The sequence below is a fragment of the Priestia sp. FSL W8-0001 genome (assembly GCF_038050335.1).
In the GTDB taxonomy this organism is placed as follows: domain Bacteria; phylum Bacillota; class Bacilli; order Bacillales; family Bacillaceae_H; genus Priestia; species Priestia flexa.
The window spans coordinates 1,888,236-1,902,975 of the sequence record NZ_JBBPAL010000001.1 but is presented as its reverse complement, the minus strand read 5'-3'; the positions used below and the strand labels follow the sequence as shown (position 1 = coordinate 1,902,975).

Genomic DNA, 14,740 nt, shown 5'->3' with positions numbered 1-14,740 from the left:
CTTATCTTTTTTATACTATAACATAAATTTTCTGACTTTTCAATCATTTTTCGAGAATTAGAAAAATTCTTCTTTTTTTACACATAAAAAGAAGCTGGGACATACCAAAATAATTTCTTCTCACAGACGAATGATAACTGTTCTACCATCGTTAGGTTGGAAGAATAAGTTTACTCCATTACGCTACAGAAATTCGCTTTTTTTAATTGTCTTTGGAACCAACAAAAAATATCCGAACTATCAAAAGTAGTTAACTCGCAATAGTTCGGATAGATTATTGACTGAAATACTTATGTCTCAGCCTCTTTTATTTTTGTTCTGTTTGTTCGTACTGGTTATAGTATTCAATAAATTCATGAGACTGATTGGCAGCTATAATACCGTGGTAGCTAATATCTAACCCTACTTCTTCCTCTTCCTCTGTGGAGCGAAGCGGTACAAGTAGCGCAATTGCTTTTAAACCAAACCACGTTGCTATAAAGCCCCGCGCGGACAATGCTACTAAGCCAATGAACTGAATCCCTAGTAGCTCAAAGCCGACTTCCATTAATAGAATCATAGCAGCCGTTAGTACCACCCACGTTGTATTGACGCCCAAGCTAAGTTCTTCAATCCCCATTATCTTTCCTCCATTCGCGATAAACCTTCTACAATCGCTGATGTTAAAACGATTGCCTCGATGACAACCTCTTGTGTTAGCAGTTCAAGCACACGTTCAACTTCACGAATTTTCCCTTTAAACTGCTCAATTTTACGAAGCCTGTCCTTTACATGGACCATATACTTTTCACGATTAATTTCAAATATAGCTGTTTGGTATAGTTCATTCATGACCTTCACGTCATATCTTCTCACATCAAATGTTATGTTTTAGATTGTATGTGGGAATCGATAAAATCGTCAATCTAAAAATCGGAATTTATTCTTATTTTCTGAATAAACAGAGTTCATTTCCAATAAATGCATCGTTCGACTCTTTCTTAGGTTTTTCCACCAAACCGGTTGCTTTTATAAGGCAATAAATTTACAATAGATAAATGTGCAGGACTTCACAACAAAACTAGAAGTCTAGCAGCTAAAGTGTCTACATATGCAACAATATACAGCAAAGGAGGACGTTCTTATGTCTCAATCAACTATCCAAAAGCCGGCTGAAGAAGCGGTTCAAGCTAAAGGTGCAACTCAATCAGATGTACTTGATCAATTGCTAAAACCAGAAGTTCAAGAATCATTAACAGTTCTTGTTGACAACTTACCAAAGCTAACTGAAATGGTAACTGTATTAACAAAAACGTACGACTTAACACAGTCTCTATTAACAGATAACGTGTTAAAAGAAGATTTACTTGCTGGTGCTAAAGAATTTATCGAACCAATTGAAGGAAAAGTGAAAGATCTTGCTGCTTCAGCAATCGAAGCAAGTGATCGTGCGGAAGCTAACCAATCAACAACTATCGGTTTGTTTGGTTTATTACGTATGCTCAAAGATCCACAAGTTCAAAAACTATTCCGCTTTGCGCAGGCTTACTTAGAAGTAACAGGCGAAAAACAAAAATAATAACAATCTATCATTTTATAAAGCACGAACGGAGGATCGATCTACTATGTCAAAACATATTTTAATTTTAGGTGGCGGCTATGGTGGTCTACTAACAGCCCTAACAGCTCGTCAACACTTAAGTGCATCTGAAGCAAAAATTACAGTAGTAAACCGTTTTTCTACTCACCAAATCATTACTGAACTGCACCGTTTAGCAGTAGGTGGACTATCTGAACAAGCAGTAGCTCTTCCATTAGAAAAGTTACTAAAAGGTAAAGATGTAGAATTAAAGATTGCTACAGTAAAAGAAATTTCACCAGACCAACGTGAAGTGGCATTAGAAGACGGAACAAAATTAAGCTATGACTACTTAGTAACTGCATTAGGTAGTGAAACTGCTTACTTCGGCATTCCAGGACTAGAAGAAAACAGCTTTGTGTTGAAATCAGTAAATGATGCAAACCGCCTACGTGCACACGTAGAAGAGCGCATTGTTGAATTTAGCAAAACAAAAAATAAAGCTGACGGAACAATCGTTGTCGGTGGTGGTGGTTTAACAGGTATCGAGCTTGTAGGTGAATATGCTGACCTTATGCCAAGCCTTTGCCTAAAACACGGTATTGATCCAAAAGATGTTTCTCTATACTGTGTAGAAGCTGCTCCAACTGTTCTTCCTGGTTTCCCAACTGAACTAGTAGAACGCGCTCAATCAAGCTTGGAAAAACGTGGCGTAACATTTGTAACAGGAACTCCTGTTACAAAAATGGATGCTACAACAGTTGAGCTTAAAGACGGTAGCAAAATCGAAACAAAAACAATGGTATGGACTGGCGGAGTTCAAGGTAACTCAGTAGTTGCTAACTCTGGTATCGAAGTAAACCGCGGTCGTGCTCTTGTGAATGAATTCTTACAATCTACTTCTCACGAAGACATTTTCGTAGCTGGTGATAGCGCGGTTGTTATGGGGCCTGAAGGACGCCCTTACCCACCAACTGCACAGCTAGCTTGGCAAATGGGAGAAGTTATTGGCGTGAACTTAGCAGTAGCTATTAAAGGTGGCGCAATGCACGGGTTCTCTCCAGTATTCTCTGGTACATTAGGAAGCCTTGGACGTAAAGATGCAATTGGTACAATCGGCGGAAATAAAACGCAATTAAAAGGTTTGCCAGCGGCTCTAATGAAAGAAGCAAGTAACGTTCGTTACTTGTCACACATCAAAGGTTTATTTGCTCTAGCATATTAATACAGAAAAGCCAACGCAGACACGCGTTGGCTTTTTTACATAAGTTGCAAAGAACACCCCCACTTCGTATAAGCCGGAATCGTTTCAGCTATAACTTTCCCTCTTCTGATTACATATCTAGGCACCGACTGGTTAAGCATAAGCTCACGAATCGTCCGCTCCTCAAAAAGTAAAAAATTAGCTTCACTTCTTTCTTGAATTCCATACGCTTTGCCTTTTCCAAAAGCAGCGGCTGGTCGTTCTGTAATCATGGATAAAACCCTTTTCACTGGTTCTTCTCCTGTCATATGAGCTAAATGCGCTCCCATAAAAGCGGCTCTTAGCATATTTCCGTCTCCGAAGGGATAAAAAGGAGTCTGAATATCGTCATGAGCAATACAAATATTAATATTTTTAGTATCTAATTCTTTCACCCTGGTAATTCCTGTCGCTTTAGGATATGCATCATTTCTTCCTAGCATCGAACTGTTAATAAGTGGACAACTAACAACGGTTAAACGAGCTTTCTTTATAGCCTCCATTACTGATTCAGCATATTTACTTTCATAATAAGCCAGCGCATTTACGTGGCTGACTACAACCCTACCTTCAAACCCATTTTCAATGGTTAAATTCGCTACTTCTTGTACAAATGTTGAGCTCACTTCGTCTACTTCGTCACAAAAAATATGAATATAGCTTCCATACTCTTTGGCGAGACTAAAACAGTATTCCAAAGAGCGCACCCCTTCTTCTCGACTACTTTCTAAATGTGGCACAGCACTTACTGCGTCAGCTCCCATTTCAAGTGCTTTCCGCATTCTCCCCTGATTTTCAAAGCACTTCCACAACCCATCTTGCGGAAAAGCAATAATTTGTAAATCGATAATTTGTTCATACACTTTTTTTATTTGCAGAATAGCTTTTAAAGCCGTTAAATCATCATCAGATATGTCCACTGCTGCTCGAACACTTAACACCCCATGCTTGATGTACATCTTTAATGCTTGTTCAGCCCTCTCGTTCACGTCCTTGATGGTAAGACTTTTTTTTCGTTTGTTCCATATTGAAATTCCTTCTTGTAACGTACCGGTTCGATTAAAGCTTGGCCAACCTGCAGTCAAAGCGGTATCAAAATGAGTATGCAATTCTACGAAAGGAGGAATAACTATCCCCCCTTTGGCATCTATCACTTTCTTTCCATCTACTAGATCTTTTGTTATATGCATAAACCTTCCATTCGATACTCCAATATTTACAACTTCCACTGCGTGTAACAACCGAGCATTTTTAATGGCCATATCATACAATAGAATCTTCCTTTCTACTAAAAAAGAGAAGATCTACTCTTCTCTTTTTCTCTACATTTACAGTTTATTTCTTTAAAAATTCTGTTGTAAAAATCCCCTTAATATCTTCTTTATTTTTAATAATCCCTAAGTCAAGAAGCTGCATTTGAAGTTTATCCCAGCGCTCCGCTGACATATAACCGAAACCTCTTTCAGCAGCATCTCCTCCGAAGATCAATTCTTCTTGTGCTTTTGCACCATATTCCATCGCTTCCATCTTCAAGTCTGGATTTCTCTCTTGAAGGAACGGATTGATTTCATCTGAACTTTCTCGGTAATACTCCCAGCCTTTTACCGTAGCATTCATAAATGATTGAACCACTTCAGGGTTTTCTTTAATCATCTTTTCAGTTGTAAAAATCACGTTTGCATACGTTTCAAATCCAGCATCATGAATGAATAAATAATCGTTTTCTATTCCTTCTTGTTCAAGAGAAAACGGCTCTGACGTCACGTACCCTTGTGTGACCGCATTTTCATCCTCAATAAAGGTTGCTAATGAGCCCGTATACGCACGATCTTTTACCCTATCTAAGTTATAGGCTTTTTTAATATATTCCCAATAACCACTCCCTGGTGCTGTATACACTGTCTTTTCGTTCAGTTCCTTAAAATCTCCTACCGTTCCTTTATGGGTAATTAATACCTGCGGGCTTTTTTGAAAAATTGCTCCAATCGCAACAAGAGGTATTCCCTTATCTCTTGCAATTAAAATATCTTCCGCTTGCGTATAACCAAATTCAGCCTTTCCAGAAGCAACGACTTGGGTTGATGAAATTTGAGGTCCTCCCGGTTCAATTATCATGTCGAGACCTTGTTCTTTATAAAAACCTTTTTTTAATGCCGCGTAGTTACCGCCATGTTCAGGTTGTGCAAACCAGTTTGTAATAAGGGTTGCCGTTTCTAATTTTTTCTCAGTATTATCACTCCCAGACGTCTCTTCACTTCCACATCCTGCCAGAAATAATGACAGTGATACAGCACCAATTAAACCGATTTTTTTTAAAACCCCTTGTTTCACACTCATTTCCCCCTTTTAGAAAATTAGTTCTCTCTCTTCATTTCCGACTCATGCCATGAACCTAACAAAAGCTTAGAAAATAAATTGACCAGCAAGAAAAAGCCAATACCTAAAACAGATGCGGAAATACCACAAGCGAATAGGTATGCCGTTTCCATCCGAGAGGAAGCTACCGTAATGGCATAGCCTAAACCACCGTCGCCCCCACCAATACCGGCTATGTATTCTCCTACGATTGCTCCTACAACTGCTAAGGTACAGGAAATTTTCAATCCTGCCATGATATAAGGAAGAGCAGCTGGAATTCGCACTTTCCACATAATTTGCCAAGGTGACGCTTGGTACAGCTTTAACAAATTAATCATGCCACGATCCGTTGCGTTTAAGCCAATGAGCGTGTTGGATAGCATAGGGAAAAAGCCAATTGTAAACGCAATGATCACAATAGCATTCATACCTGAACCAAACCAAATCACGATGATAGGTGCAATGGCCACAATCGGAATAGTCTGTAATAAAATGGCGTAGGGGTATAAGCTGCGTTCTAGAAGCTTAGAGCTAGACATCAATAGCGCGCCAACCACTCCACCTATTACACTAAACATAAACCCGAGCATCGACTCTGTGATTGTTCGAATAACAGCACCGCTTAGGTTACTCCAATTCATTACGGCAGCTTCTACAATATCCATTGGTTTTGGCAATAAGTAAGGTGGAATTTGAAGCAGCTGGGTACCAAACTGCCAAAATAGCATAAAAAGCATAAATACGATAACTGGTGGAAGATACGTATTCAATATTGGCCACGTGTTTTTCTTATAGGTGACGTTTACTTCTTGAACTCGATTTAACTCCTGATGCGAATGTTCCATGTTTTCCCCCTCCTATAACTGAAATTCTTGGACTTCTTTAGCCGTCGGCAACTTACCAGGATTCAATAAGTTATAAGGGTCGTTTAGCTCTTTTCGTTTTAATAACTCTTTCATTCTCATGTTGTATCCACCAAACCCGAGTATATATGTGTGCGGATCATTAATTTCTACTTCAATCGTTTTACAAAACTGGATGATTTCATATAACCTCTCTTTTGACTGATATTTCACCACCGGTAGTGAAGCGGGTACAATTTCTCCTTGAATTTTAATGTATTCAAAGTGAAACTGAATTTCATCACCAAATTTACTTCGAAGATCTGCCATCTGCTCAAATATTCGATCAGTTTGAAAGCGAGCCTGCAAGTAGGTTAAATTGTCTCCATGCTTATGAGCCCATAATGTCGCATGATTCCATGTAAAATCAGAAAGCTTTAGTCCTTTTTGATAGTTTTCAGCAGGAATTGTGTATCCTATGTCTCCATCATATTTATCTGCCAAACAATCTAATAGATGAACTGATTTTTCGTCAATTTCAAGCATGACAATTGACTGACCTTCCCGTAATACTTTCTTCAAGGGGTGAAAGTGAGCTGGAATTGGCCATTCACACACGGAAACCAAACGCTTAAGGATTTCTTCACTATGGGCTAGTTCATCGCTAAACTTAATAGCTTCACGAAAATCATGAAAGAAAACGATATGTTGTGACCATGACACCTTTGGTTCTATCGGCAGCTTCACTTCAACAATAAGACCGGTTGTGCCATAATTGTGAATGTACTGCTGCATGTCATCACCTGAAACAGTTAACAGCTGGGGCATTTCCTCAACGGTCATAACCGTAACGCTACTTACATTATCGTCCCATAAATTTCCCCAACGAATCGATCCGATTCCACCGGAGCCTCCGCATAAGAATCCCCCCACCGTTGCCTTCATATAAGTGCTCGGAAAAATACGAAGTTCCCGATTGTTTTGACGCAGCGTCTTTTCCAATACACCTAAGCGAACGCCAGCCTGCACGGAAACTAAGCGATCTCCTTGCATGTCAATACGATCAAGTTTTGTTAAATCAATAACGATTCCACCTTGTAATGGAATTGCTTGGCCGTAGTTTCCTGTTCCCGCTCCTCTTGGCGTAATAGCTACTTTATTTTTAACGGCAAACGAAACGATACGCTGTAGTTCATCGATTGATGTAGGCGCAATTGCACAATCGGCGATTTTATTTTTAAGCTGCTCATACAGTACTGGAGAATACCAATAGTAGTCTTTTGATAGCTTTTCTCTTAAGACCTCGTTTACAATAACAGCATCAGTTCCAAACTCATTTATGAATTCTTGTAACCACACCATAAATCACCTCATTTAAAATTTTAAATCGTGAGATACGTTAGCAACGATACTACTAAACTGTGGATCTGTCCGAATTTCTGCTTTACGAGGGAAGGGTAGATTCACTTCTACCATGGATTCAATTTTACCCGGACTAGGCGTCATTACCGCAATTTTGGTCGATAGATACACGGCTTCAAATACATTGTGTGTAATAAAAAGCACCGTCATCTTTTCGTTTTCCCAAATTCGCAATAACTCACTTTGTAAATTTTGCCTTGTAATTTCATCAAGAGCACCAAACGGCTCGTCCATCAACAAAAGCTTCGGCTTTGCAATTAATGCTCTGGCAATAGAAACACGCATTTTCATTCCACCTGATAATTCTCGAGGTAGCGCTTTTGTATACTCTTTCAGCCCTACCATTTCTAGTACTTTATAAGCGCGCTCCTTCTTTTCAGAATGGGCTATATTACGAAACTCTAGAGGAAGCATTACATTATCAATAACTGACCTCCATGGTAGTAACGTAGCATCTTGAAACACAAAAGCCACATCCGTACTTTCTTTTTGAGCGTCACGAGGTGTCTTTCCAAGAATGTCAACGTGACCACTTGTTTGATCAATCAGTCCTGAAATCATTTTAAAAATAGTTGATTTTCCACAACCTGAGGGGCCGACAAATGAAACGAATTCTCCTTGTTGAATCGTCAAATTAACATCTTTGACAGCGACTTTACCGTTTGCATACATTTTATTAACTCGGTTCATTTGTACAATTGTGGGGCTACTCTCGTGCTTTACCTCATTTACTTGATTCACCTGCTGAATGCTCACGATATTCGACCACCTCGCTTCATTTATTTACATAGTCTTTCTTTAAATCACCTAATGAAAAATGCTTCATTTCTTTTAATGTTTTAACAAGCTCACTCACGATGAGTTCTTTCATCATTTTCCCTTTTTCTTTCGTTGCCTGTCTGGCATCTCCAGCTATACCCGTGTTTGAAATATCGTTCATTACCCAGGCAAAGTAGCTATTTCCTTTCAAATGTAAATGATGGTTATTGGATAAATTAACAAACTCTGTTGGACTTTTATCAAATTGCACCCAATCCCCCTTCAACTCCATTATTAATGATGTTTCCACTTCACCTCCATGTATCCCAAAGCGCTGTTCTTGTTGTGAAATTAAGCGGTTGACTGCTTCAAATCCAGGATTTAACCGAAATACCATCAAGCCAGTTTCTATGCGTATTTCTCTCGCCATCATATTGAGCAGGTCATGATTTCCGCCGTGTGTGTTGAAAAGCAAAAGCTTTTTAAAGCCACTTTTACAGACGCTGATAGCTAAATCCATTACAACTGCTTGTAATGTAGAAGCTGATAAGCTCATTGTTCCCGATAGACCTAGATGCTCATTGCTTTTACCATAAGGAATGGCTGGAAGAACCCAAATATTTTCGTGCTGAAGCTGAAGCATTGCTTCTTCTAAAAGCCCTTCTGCAATTAAAGTATCGGTATAAACAGGAAGATGCGGACCATGTTGTTCAACTGCACCGATTGGTAAAATGACTAGTGCGTCCTCTTTAGAGAGGTGCTCAATATCTACACTCGATAATCTTGGTAAGAAATTTTCTTCAAATGCGAAACCACTATACCGTTTGTTCATCACACTTTCACCTCTTCGGAAGATTATTTATTTTCTGAAAATTTAACATATAATGTAATAAGATATAACATTTTGTGTAATAAGTTTATTTTATTACATTAATTTTCAAGAATCATTAACATAAATGATAATTTTAAAATTTCTAATTAGCCATAATCACCAAATATTTTATTCTTTTTATTATTTTTTGTAAGAAAACCTAACATAATATAACTAAATTATCGAATTATTTTCTGTTTAAACACAGGCATTTTATTTTTCTCTCTTTCACATTCTTGTTACAATGAAACCTGCAGATAGTTCGATGATTATCGAATAATTAAATTATTATTACGGAAAGAGGATGAGTATATGTCGATGGACCAACATCCAAACAGTCAAAAAAACATTCCAATTTCAGTGCTTGATTTGTCACCTGTTTTGGAAGGCAGCACGGTGGCTGATGCACTTAGAAATACGCTAGACTTAGCACAACACGTCGAAAAATGGGGATACAATCGCTACTGGTTAGCCGAGCATCATAATATGTCAGGAATTGCAAGCTCCGCTACTTCTGTCGTAATTGGCCATGTCGCTGCTGGTACATCTACCATTCGAGTGGGTTCAGGCGGCATTATGTTACCTAATCACTCACCGCTTGTTATTGCAGAACATTTCGGAACATTAGAATCCCTTTTTCCCGGTCGAATTGACTTAGGCTTAGGTCGCGCTCCTGGCACGGATCAATTAACCGCCCAAGCTTTAAGAAGAGGACGCATGAGTGATGGTCAAGATTTTCCAGATTTGTTAGATGAACTGAGAGCATATCTTGCCGTTCCATCTGATGAGCAACCACTACCAGTGAGAGCTGTTCCTGGAGAAGGTCTTGAAGTGCCAATTTGGTTACTTGGCTCAAGTGGATTTAGTGCACAGTTAGCGGCTCAGCTTGGCTTACCATTTTCATTTGCAAGCCACTTTTCACCGAACAATACGCTTGGAGCTCTTCAAATGTACCGCCGCTACTTCCAACCGTCTGAAGTATTGGATAAACCATATGCAATGTTAGGCGTTAACGTAATTGCAGCGGATACAGATAGAGAAGCGGAACGATTAGCAACGTCGCTTCAACAGCAGTTCTTAAACTTAATTCGCAACAAGCCAGGCAAACTTAAAGCACCTGTTGACAATATGGACAAGATTTGGAGTGAATTTGAAAAGGCAACTCTACAGCAACAGTTAGGTTCATCCATCATCGGCGGACCAGAAACTGTAAAGAGAAAGCTTGAAAGCTTTATTGCTGAAACAAATGCTGATGAATTGATGATCAACGCACAAATATACGACCACAAAGCGCGATTACGCTCATATGAAATTGTTTCTGAAGTAATGAATAGTAAATAACGAAAAGCCGAACGTTGTCACAAAACGTTCGGCTTTTCGTTATTTATTGCTTGTTCGATATCTTCCCCCCGCTGGCTTGCTTTGTTCACAACATACCGAAGCTCTTCTCCATCGTTTGTAGTTATTTTTAGACCGTTTTTTAACAAAGGCACTCCTAATAATTTGTTACGGACTCTCTCTACCGTTTCAATATCTGCCAAGTCCAATGTTACAGTACCTCGTTGAACATTAATCGCATGTGATTTATGTATAAGCTCCGTTGAAGTTAGGTATAGTTTACCTCCTACCCCTTTCATTAAATTGGCAAGTCCTGTTCGAATATATGATTCCTCAGACATATTTTTTGTTCTTCTCCTTTCTTTCCTTTTTATAGAAATTTTTATTATCTTCTCATATTTTTAATCAATATGCACAGAAATTAACGGTTCCATTTCCATAACCCGTCTCATAAACTATTAAGAAAAAGTAAATTAAGTAACATTTAAGAAAAGAGGCTTAATCAATATGAAATATCCCCTTATTAGGCAACGAAGAATTTCCTTTAGTAGCCTACGCGACCATAATCTAATCGGTAGCGGAAAAGATGGCCAAGTATATCATCTTAAAAATGGAAAATGTATCAAAATTTACTACAATGAAGCAACACAACAAAAAGAGCTACAAGCATTAAAGCTAGGTCAAAGTTCTTCCGTCATCCCAAGGATTTATGAAGCTGGCTATAATTACATTATTTTAGAATATATTGAATCTATTTCTCTAGCTAGATATATAAAAAGAACGAACAGCCTACCCTTTTCCTTAGTTAAGGAAATTATTTTACTTCTTGATGAACTTCAAAGGGTTGGTTTTACTAGATGGGATGCAGAGGTTCGACATATTTTAATTACAAAAGATGGACATTTGAAGGTTATTGATTTAAAACGAGCATTAACTTCTGATACAAAAGTTCCTACTAAGCTTTTTCAAGGTTTAGAAAAATTAGGGGTTTTAGACTTATTCTTTAAGCATTTACGTGATCTACGTCCAGACCTTCATTTGAAATGGAGCTCTTATCAGTAATTTGCTTTCAAAGTAGAAAAATTCTATTGGTAATTATCAACTTTTTTCCGCTAATGCCGGTTGCTTTTCAACCATACGTTTGCATATATTAACCGTAATAGAGACAGAAGGCTATAAGGAGTGACATCGGAATGAAAGATTATATATTAGTTATCGGAGCTCACCCTGATGACGAACTATTAGGATCTGCAGGAACTCTCAAACGATTGATCGATCAAGGATATACGGTCGTATCTGTTGTTACAGCGTTAGGGCGTAAAGAAGAAGCTCATCATATTCAAGCGTTTGGCCGTCTCGCTAACAAAAAGCTCGGCATTGAAGAAGTTATTTTTCTCGGTCATAAAAATTTAGAGTTAGAAATGATGCCTCGTCACAAGTTGACAAAAGACATTGAAGCATTAATTACAAAATATAATCCAAGTAAAATTTTCACTCACCACTACGGTGATATGAACATCGATCACCGTATTACATTTGAAGCGGTGTTAACCGCGACTCGCCCGCTTCCTAATAAAAAACCAATCGAGCTCATTACATTTGAAACAGTATCTTCTACCGAATGGAATACCTATACACACGATCAAGTATTTAAACCAAATTATTTTGTAAATGTTACCGATACAATGGATTTAAAAGTGGAAGCGCTAAAAGAATATGACGTGGAAATGCGTGATTTCCCACACCCAAGATCATATGAGGGAGTAAAAGCATTAGCAAAGGTTCGGGGAATGACCGTTGGTGTACCGTATGCTGAAGCGTTTGAAATTATAAGGAGGGTTTGGTTGTGAAATACAGTGGCAACATCCCATATCCATATATAATTGATACGTTGGATACATTTTATGGGATTAATAATAAAAGTGATGTGGAAGAATACAGTTCAACTCAACCTAGCAAAAAGTTAAAATCTATGAAAAAACAAAATTCACAAAAGCGCAGGCTTTCGATTTTAATTACAACATTTTGGGATTATCCTCACACAGGTGGTTTATCTAACTATATCTCAGAGCTAAGCGCTACTTTACGGAGCCAAGGTCATTATGTGGATGTCATTTCTCCTCGTAAGTTTCCATCTTTAAAAAAAGAAGAAATGCGCAATGAAATTGTTCCTGAGCTTGAAGACTTTTTTTCAACCCGTTATGGCGAAGTAAACAAACTTATTTTAAAAAACCAACGTTTACTTTATATCTATGAACAAATGTTAAAGACCGTAGATTTAGAAAAATATGATATCCTCCATGCTCAAGATTTATTCACCGCAAATATTTTAGGGAAATTTAACAAGTCTCTTCAGAAACCTCTCTTCTATACTCCTCACGGCATGTATACTTTTAACCGCTTAAAATTCAATATTTTTGATAAAGGATCGGTTGAAGAAGCGTATTACCTACGCATGGAGCAGCAAGCTGTTTCATTTGCCAGCCATATTATCATTTTACATGATGGATTTCGCCCACCACTTGAAAGTATTGGTGCCAAACAAGAACATATGACAACAGTTTACACCGGGATTGAAAATAAGATGTACCCTAAAAAGCATAAAGCAAAAGATGACAAGATTACCATTGCATCAATTGCTAGACTAGGCCCTAGAAAAGGCCATAGAGATTTATTAAGTGCCCTGTCTACTATTAATCATCTAGATAACGTAGAAGTGCTTATTGTAGGTGACGGAGAAATGCGCGAAGAGTTGGAAGAACAAAAGGAAAAATTCCATTTGGACATGGTTCATTTTCTTGGAACTCGAACCGATATTCCAGAAATCTTACACGAAACCGACATTTTTGTTCTCGCAACGCTAAACGATAGCTTGCCTCTATCTATTATTGAAGCAATGCATGCTCAAACGGCAATCATTTCAACAGAATGCGGAGGCATCCCAGAGATTATTAAGCATAATAAAACTGGAATTATTATTGAACCAGGAGACACCGAAACGTTAGCTAGAGCACTTTCCTTTTTCATCGCTAATACAAAGGCGCGTGCTCGAATGGCCGCCAATGCAAAGCGTTTCGCAAACGCCAACCTGACAAACGTGAAAATGGTGTCTTTTATAAGCAACCTTTATTCTCAAGCGCTTGCCGCTTTTAAAGTAGGTGAAAAAATATGAATGACAAGCATGCTGCCGTAGTACTCGACCTTAGCGCAAACGGCTTAGGAATTATTAAAAGGTTAGCAGAACGGAACATTGAAATATATGCTTTTGATACAGAAAAGTCTTACCGAATTGGAAAAACAAAATTAGCTACCTGTAGCCCTTGTCCAAGTCCTCTTACCGAAGAAAAAGAGCTGCTAGATGTGCTCATTACACTTGGAAAGAAACAGAAACATAAACCTGTATTATATACGGGTGCTGATGATTATGTCATATTTATTTCCAAATACCGTGAGGAACTTTCCAATTATTTTTTATTCTTATTTCCTGATCATGATGTAATTGAGCAAGTGCTAGATAAACAGCGAGCTTATAATCTTGCTTTGAAACATAACATCCCCTGCCCTAAAACGTTTATTATTAAAAGTGAAGATGATATGAAGACAGCGATAGAGACGTTAGAGTTTCCATGCATTTTAAAGCCTGTGCTTGGCCATGAATTTCGAAAGATTATTAATAAAAAAGCAATCTTAATCCAAACTGCTGAACAACTCCAAGCAGAATACCCTACCTATCAACAAGCTGGAGATTTAATTGTACAAGAAATTATTCCAGGCGATAACAGCTGTTTTTATAAGGTAGCCACTTTTTTTGATGAAAATATGAATTTACTTGCTCAGTTTTCACTCCAAAAAAATCATCAGTTTCCAGCTCAGTTTGGCACTGGAGCGCATATTGTCAGTAAGACCGTTCCTGAATTATTTGATATTTGCCTCCCATTCTTTAAAGCCATTCACTTAAAGGGCGTTGCGATGGCTGAGTTTAAAAAAGACCCGAGAGATGGTGTTTATAAATTCATTGAAATAAACCCTCGTTTTTGGCTCACCCACAGCTTAACAGGTGCAGCTGGAATCGACTTTGTTTACCTCTACTATTTATCAATGACAGAACAACAACCGATTCCCCATCTCGTTCAAAAAGATGGAGTGAAGTGGATTTATCTCGTGCGCTATTACTTAACTTACCTAACGAAGCGAAAACAAGAAGGCATGACGTTACGAGATTTCCTATCAGGTTTTAAAGGCGAAAAAGAATGGGCATTGTTCAGCTTACGAGATCCAATGCCCTTTGTTCGAAGTGCTTATTCACATTTAGTCAACGCATGGAAAAACAAGCGAAAGGAGAAATAAGA

The 14,740-nt window shown here is 38.2% G+C and carries 16 protein-coding genes; 7 read left to right on the top strand and 9 right to left on the bottom strand.

Annotated elements, in window-relative coordinates; genetic code table 11:
- Positions 1 to 307 precede the first annotated feature (307 nt).
- Positions 308 to 619 carry an ammonium transporter gene (locus tag MKZ18_RS10025; RefSeq protein ID WP_100347723.1) on the bottom strand — a complete coding sequence of 104 codons (312 nt, stop codon included), beginning with the start codon at positions 617 to 619 and terminating at the stop codon, positions 308 to 310.
- Positions 619 to 840, bottom strand: coding sequence for a hypothetical protein (locus tag MKZ18_RS10020; protein ID WP_340842538.1), 222 nt, complete (start codon positions 838 to 840; stop codon positions 619 to 621). Before MKZ18_RS10020 ends, MKZ18_RS10025 begins: the two co-directional genes overlap by 1 nt.
- A gap of 283 nt (positions 841 to 1,123) precedes the next feature.
- Between MKZ18_RS10020 and MKZ18_RS10015 the strand changes: the two genes are divergently transcribed.
- Together MKZ18_RS10015 and MKZ18_RS10010 are read left to right on the top strand one after the other, a co-directional pair.
- Positions 1,124 to 1,558 carry a DUF1641 domain-containing protein gene (locus MKZ18_RS10015; RefSeq protein ID WP_025911182.1) on the top strand — a complete coding sequence of 145 codons (435 nt, stop codon included), beginning with the start codon at positions 1,124 to 1,126 and terminating at the stop codon, positions 1,556 to 1,558.
- Positions 1,559 to 1,604: 46 nt separating this feature from the next.
- Entirely contained in the window at positions 1,605 to 2,783 is a 1,179-nt protein-coding gene (locus MKZ18_RS10010) for an NAD(P)/FAD-dependent oxidoreductase (protein ID WP_144594090.1), read from the top strand.
- Between the two features lie 35 nt (positions 2,784 to 2,818).
- On the opposite strand, the gene MKZ18_RS10005 is transcribed toward MKZ18_RS10010, so the two are convergent.
- From MKZ18_RS10005 to MKZ18_RS09980, 6 genes are all read right to left on the bottom strand, one after another.
- A complete protein-coding gene (locus tag MKZ18_RS10005; protein ID WP_253347910.1) occupies positions 2,819 to 4,063 on the bottom strand; it encodes an amidohydrolase family protein in 1,245 nt (414 codons plus the stop codon).
- A gap of 73 nt (positions 4,064 to 4,136) precedes the next feature.
- Positions 4,137 to 5,138: an ABC transporter substrate-binding protein gene (locus MKZ18_RS10000; RefSeq protein ID WP_062686294.1), complete on the bottom strand. Its 1,002-nt coding sequence runs from the start codon at positions 5,136 to 5,138 to the stop codon at positions 4,137 to 4,139.
- Between the two features lie 17 nt (positions 5,139 to 5,155).
- Positions 5,156 to 6,004, bottom strand: a complete 849-nt coding sequence (locus MKZ18_RS09995) for an ABC transporter permease (protein WP_025908039.1) — start codon at positions 6,002 to 6,004, stop codon at positions 5,156 to 5,158.
- 12 nt (positions 6,005 to 6,016) lie between these two features.
- Positions 6,017 to 7,363, bottom strand: a complete 1,347-nt coding sequence (locus MKZ18_RS09990) for an FAD-binding oxidoreductase (RefSeq protein ID WP_061785425.1) — start codon at positions 7,361 to 7,363, stop codon at positions 6,017 to 6,019.
- Positions 7,364 to 7,375: 12 nt separating this feature from the next.
- Positions 7,376 to 8,173: an ABC transporter ATP-binding protein gene (locus tag MKZ18_RS09985; RefSeq protein WP_373688711.1), complete on the bottom strand. Its 798-nt coding sequence runs from the start codon at positions 8,171 to 8,173 to the stop codon at positions 7,376 to 7,378.
- 25 nt (positions 8,174 to 8,198) lie between these two features.
- Positions 8,199 to 9,014: a creatininase family protein gene (locus MKZ18_RS09980; RefSeq protein WP_025908042.1), complete on the bottom strand. Its 816-nt coding sequence runs from the start codon at positions 9,012 to 9,014 to the stop codon at positions 8,199 to 8,201.
- 351 nt (positions 9,015 to 9,365) lie between these two features.
- Here MKZ18_RS09980 and MKZ18_RS09975 point away from each other — a divergent pair, with 351 nt between their 5' ends.
- Positions 9,366 to 10,394, top strand: a complete 1,029-nt coding sequence (locus tag MKZ18_RS09975) for an LLM class flavin-dependent oxidoreductase (protein WP_078989793.1) — start codon at positions 9,366 to 9,368, stop codon at positions 10,392 to 10,394.
- Between the two features lie 17 nt (positions 10,395 to 10,411).
- Here the strand turns inward: MKZ18_RS09975 and MKZ18_RS09970 are convergent, their stop codons facing one another.
- The gene (locus MKZ18_RS09970) at positions 10,412 to 10,732 is read right to left on the bottom strand and encodes a GRAM domain-containing protein (RefSeq protein ID WP_144594088.1); all 321 of its coding nucleotides are present in this window, start codon (positions 10,730 to 10,732) and stop codon (positions 10,412 to 10,414) included.
- A gap of 166 nt (positions 10,733 to 10,898) precedes the next feature.
- Between MKZ18_RS09970 and MKZ18_RS09965 the strand changes: the two genes are divergently transcribed.
- The 4 genes from MKZ18_RS09965 to MKZ18_RS09950 all read left to right on the top strand — a co-directional run bounded on the left by MKZ18_RS09965 (position 10,899) and on the right by MKZ18_RS09950 (position 14,738).
- Entirely contained in the window at positions 10,899 to 11,453 is a 555-nt protein-coding gene (locus tag MKZ18_RS09965) for a kinase (RefSeq protein WP_025908044.1), read from the top strand.
- A gap of 131 nt (positions 11,454 to 11,584) precedes the next feature.
- Entirely contained in the window at positions 11,585 to 12,241 is a 657-nt protein-coding gene (locus MKZ18_RS09960) for a PIG-L deacetylase family protein (RefSeq protein WP_025908045.1), read from the top strand.
- Positions 12,238 to 13,563 (top strand): glycosyltransferase family 4 protein, encoded by a 1,326-nt coding sequence (locus tag MKZ18_RS09955; RefSeq protein WP_035320038.1) that lies wholly within the window; start codon positions 12,238 to 12,240, stop codon positions 13,561 to 13,563. Before MKZ18_RS09960 ends, MKZ18_RS09955 begins: the two co-directional genes overlap by 4 nt.
- Positions 13,560 to 14,738 (top strand): carboxylate--amine ligase, encoded by a 1,179-nt coding sequence (locus MKZ18_RS09950; protein ID WP_144594087.1) that lies wholly within the window; start codon positions 13,560 to 13,562, stop codon positions 14,736 to 14,738. Before MKZ18_RS09955 ends, MKZ18_RS09950 begins: the two co-directional genes overlap by 4 nt.
- Positions 14,739 to 14,740 lie beyond the last annotated feature (2 nt).

Excerpts from the sequence above, each read along its gene's own strand:
- MKZ18_RS09950 (WP_144594087.1), top strand. The coding sequence starts at position 13,560 with ATGAATGACAAGCATGCTGCCGTAGTACTCGACCTTAGCGCAAACGGC.
- MKZ18_RS09995 (WP_025908039.1), bottom strand. The coding sequence starts at position 6,004 with ATGGAACATTCGCATCAGGAGTTAAATCGAGTTCAAGAAGTAAACGTC.
- MKZ18_RS09975 (WP_078989793.1), top strand. The coding sequence starts at position 9,366 with ATGTCGATGGACCAACATCCAAACAGTCAAAAAAACATTCCAATTTCA.
- MKZ18_RS09960 (WP_025908045.1), top strand. The coding sequence starts at position 11,585 with ATGAAAGATTATATATTAGTTATCGGAGCTCACCCTGATGACGAACTA.
- MKZ18_RS09980 (WP_025908042.1), bottom strand. The coding sequence starts at position 9,014 with ATGAACAAACGGTATAGTGGTTTCGCATTTGAAGAAAATTTCTTACCA.
- MKZ18_RS10005 (WP_253347910.1), bottom strand. The coding sequence starts at position 4,063 with ATGGCCATTAAAAATGCTCGGTTGTTACACGCAGTGGAAGTTGTAAAT.
- MKZ18_RS09965 (WP_025908044.1), top strand. The coding sequence starts at position 10,899 with ATGAAATATCCCCTTATTAGGCAACGAAGAATTTCCTTTAGTAGCCTA.
- MKZ18_RS09970 (WP_144594088.1), bottom strand. The coding sequence starts at position 10,732 with ATGTCTGAGGAATCATATATTCGAACAGGACTTGCCAATTTAATGAAA.
- MKZ18_RS10025 (WP_100347723.1), bottom strand. The coding sequence starts at position 619 with ATGGGGATTGAAGAACTTAGCTTGGGCGTCAATACAACGTGGGTGGTA.
- MKZ18_RS10010 (WP_144594090.1), top strand. The coding sequence starts at position 1,605 with ATGTCAAAACATATTTTAATTTTAGGTGGCGGCTATGGTGGTCTACTA.
- MKZ18_RS10015 (WP_025911182.1), top strand. The coding sequence starts at position 1,124 with ATGTCTCAATCAACTATCCAAAAGCCGGCTGAAGAAGCGGTTCAAGCT.
- MKZ18_RS10000 (WP_062686294.1), bottom strand. The coding sequence starts at position 5,138 with ATGAGTGTGAAACAAGGGGTTTTAAAAAAAATCGGTTTAATTGGTGCT.
- MKZ18_RS09990 (WP_061785425.1), bottom strand. The coding sequence starts at position 7,363 with ATGGTGTGGTTACAAGAATTCATAAATGAGTTTGGAACTGATGCTGTT.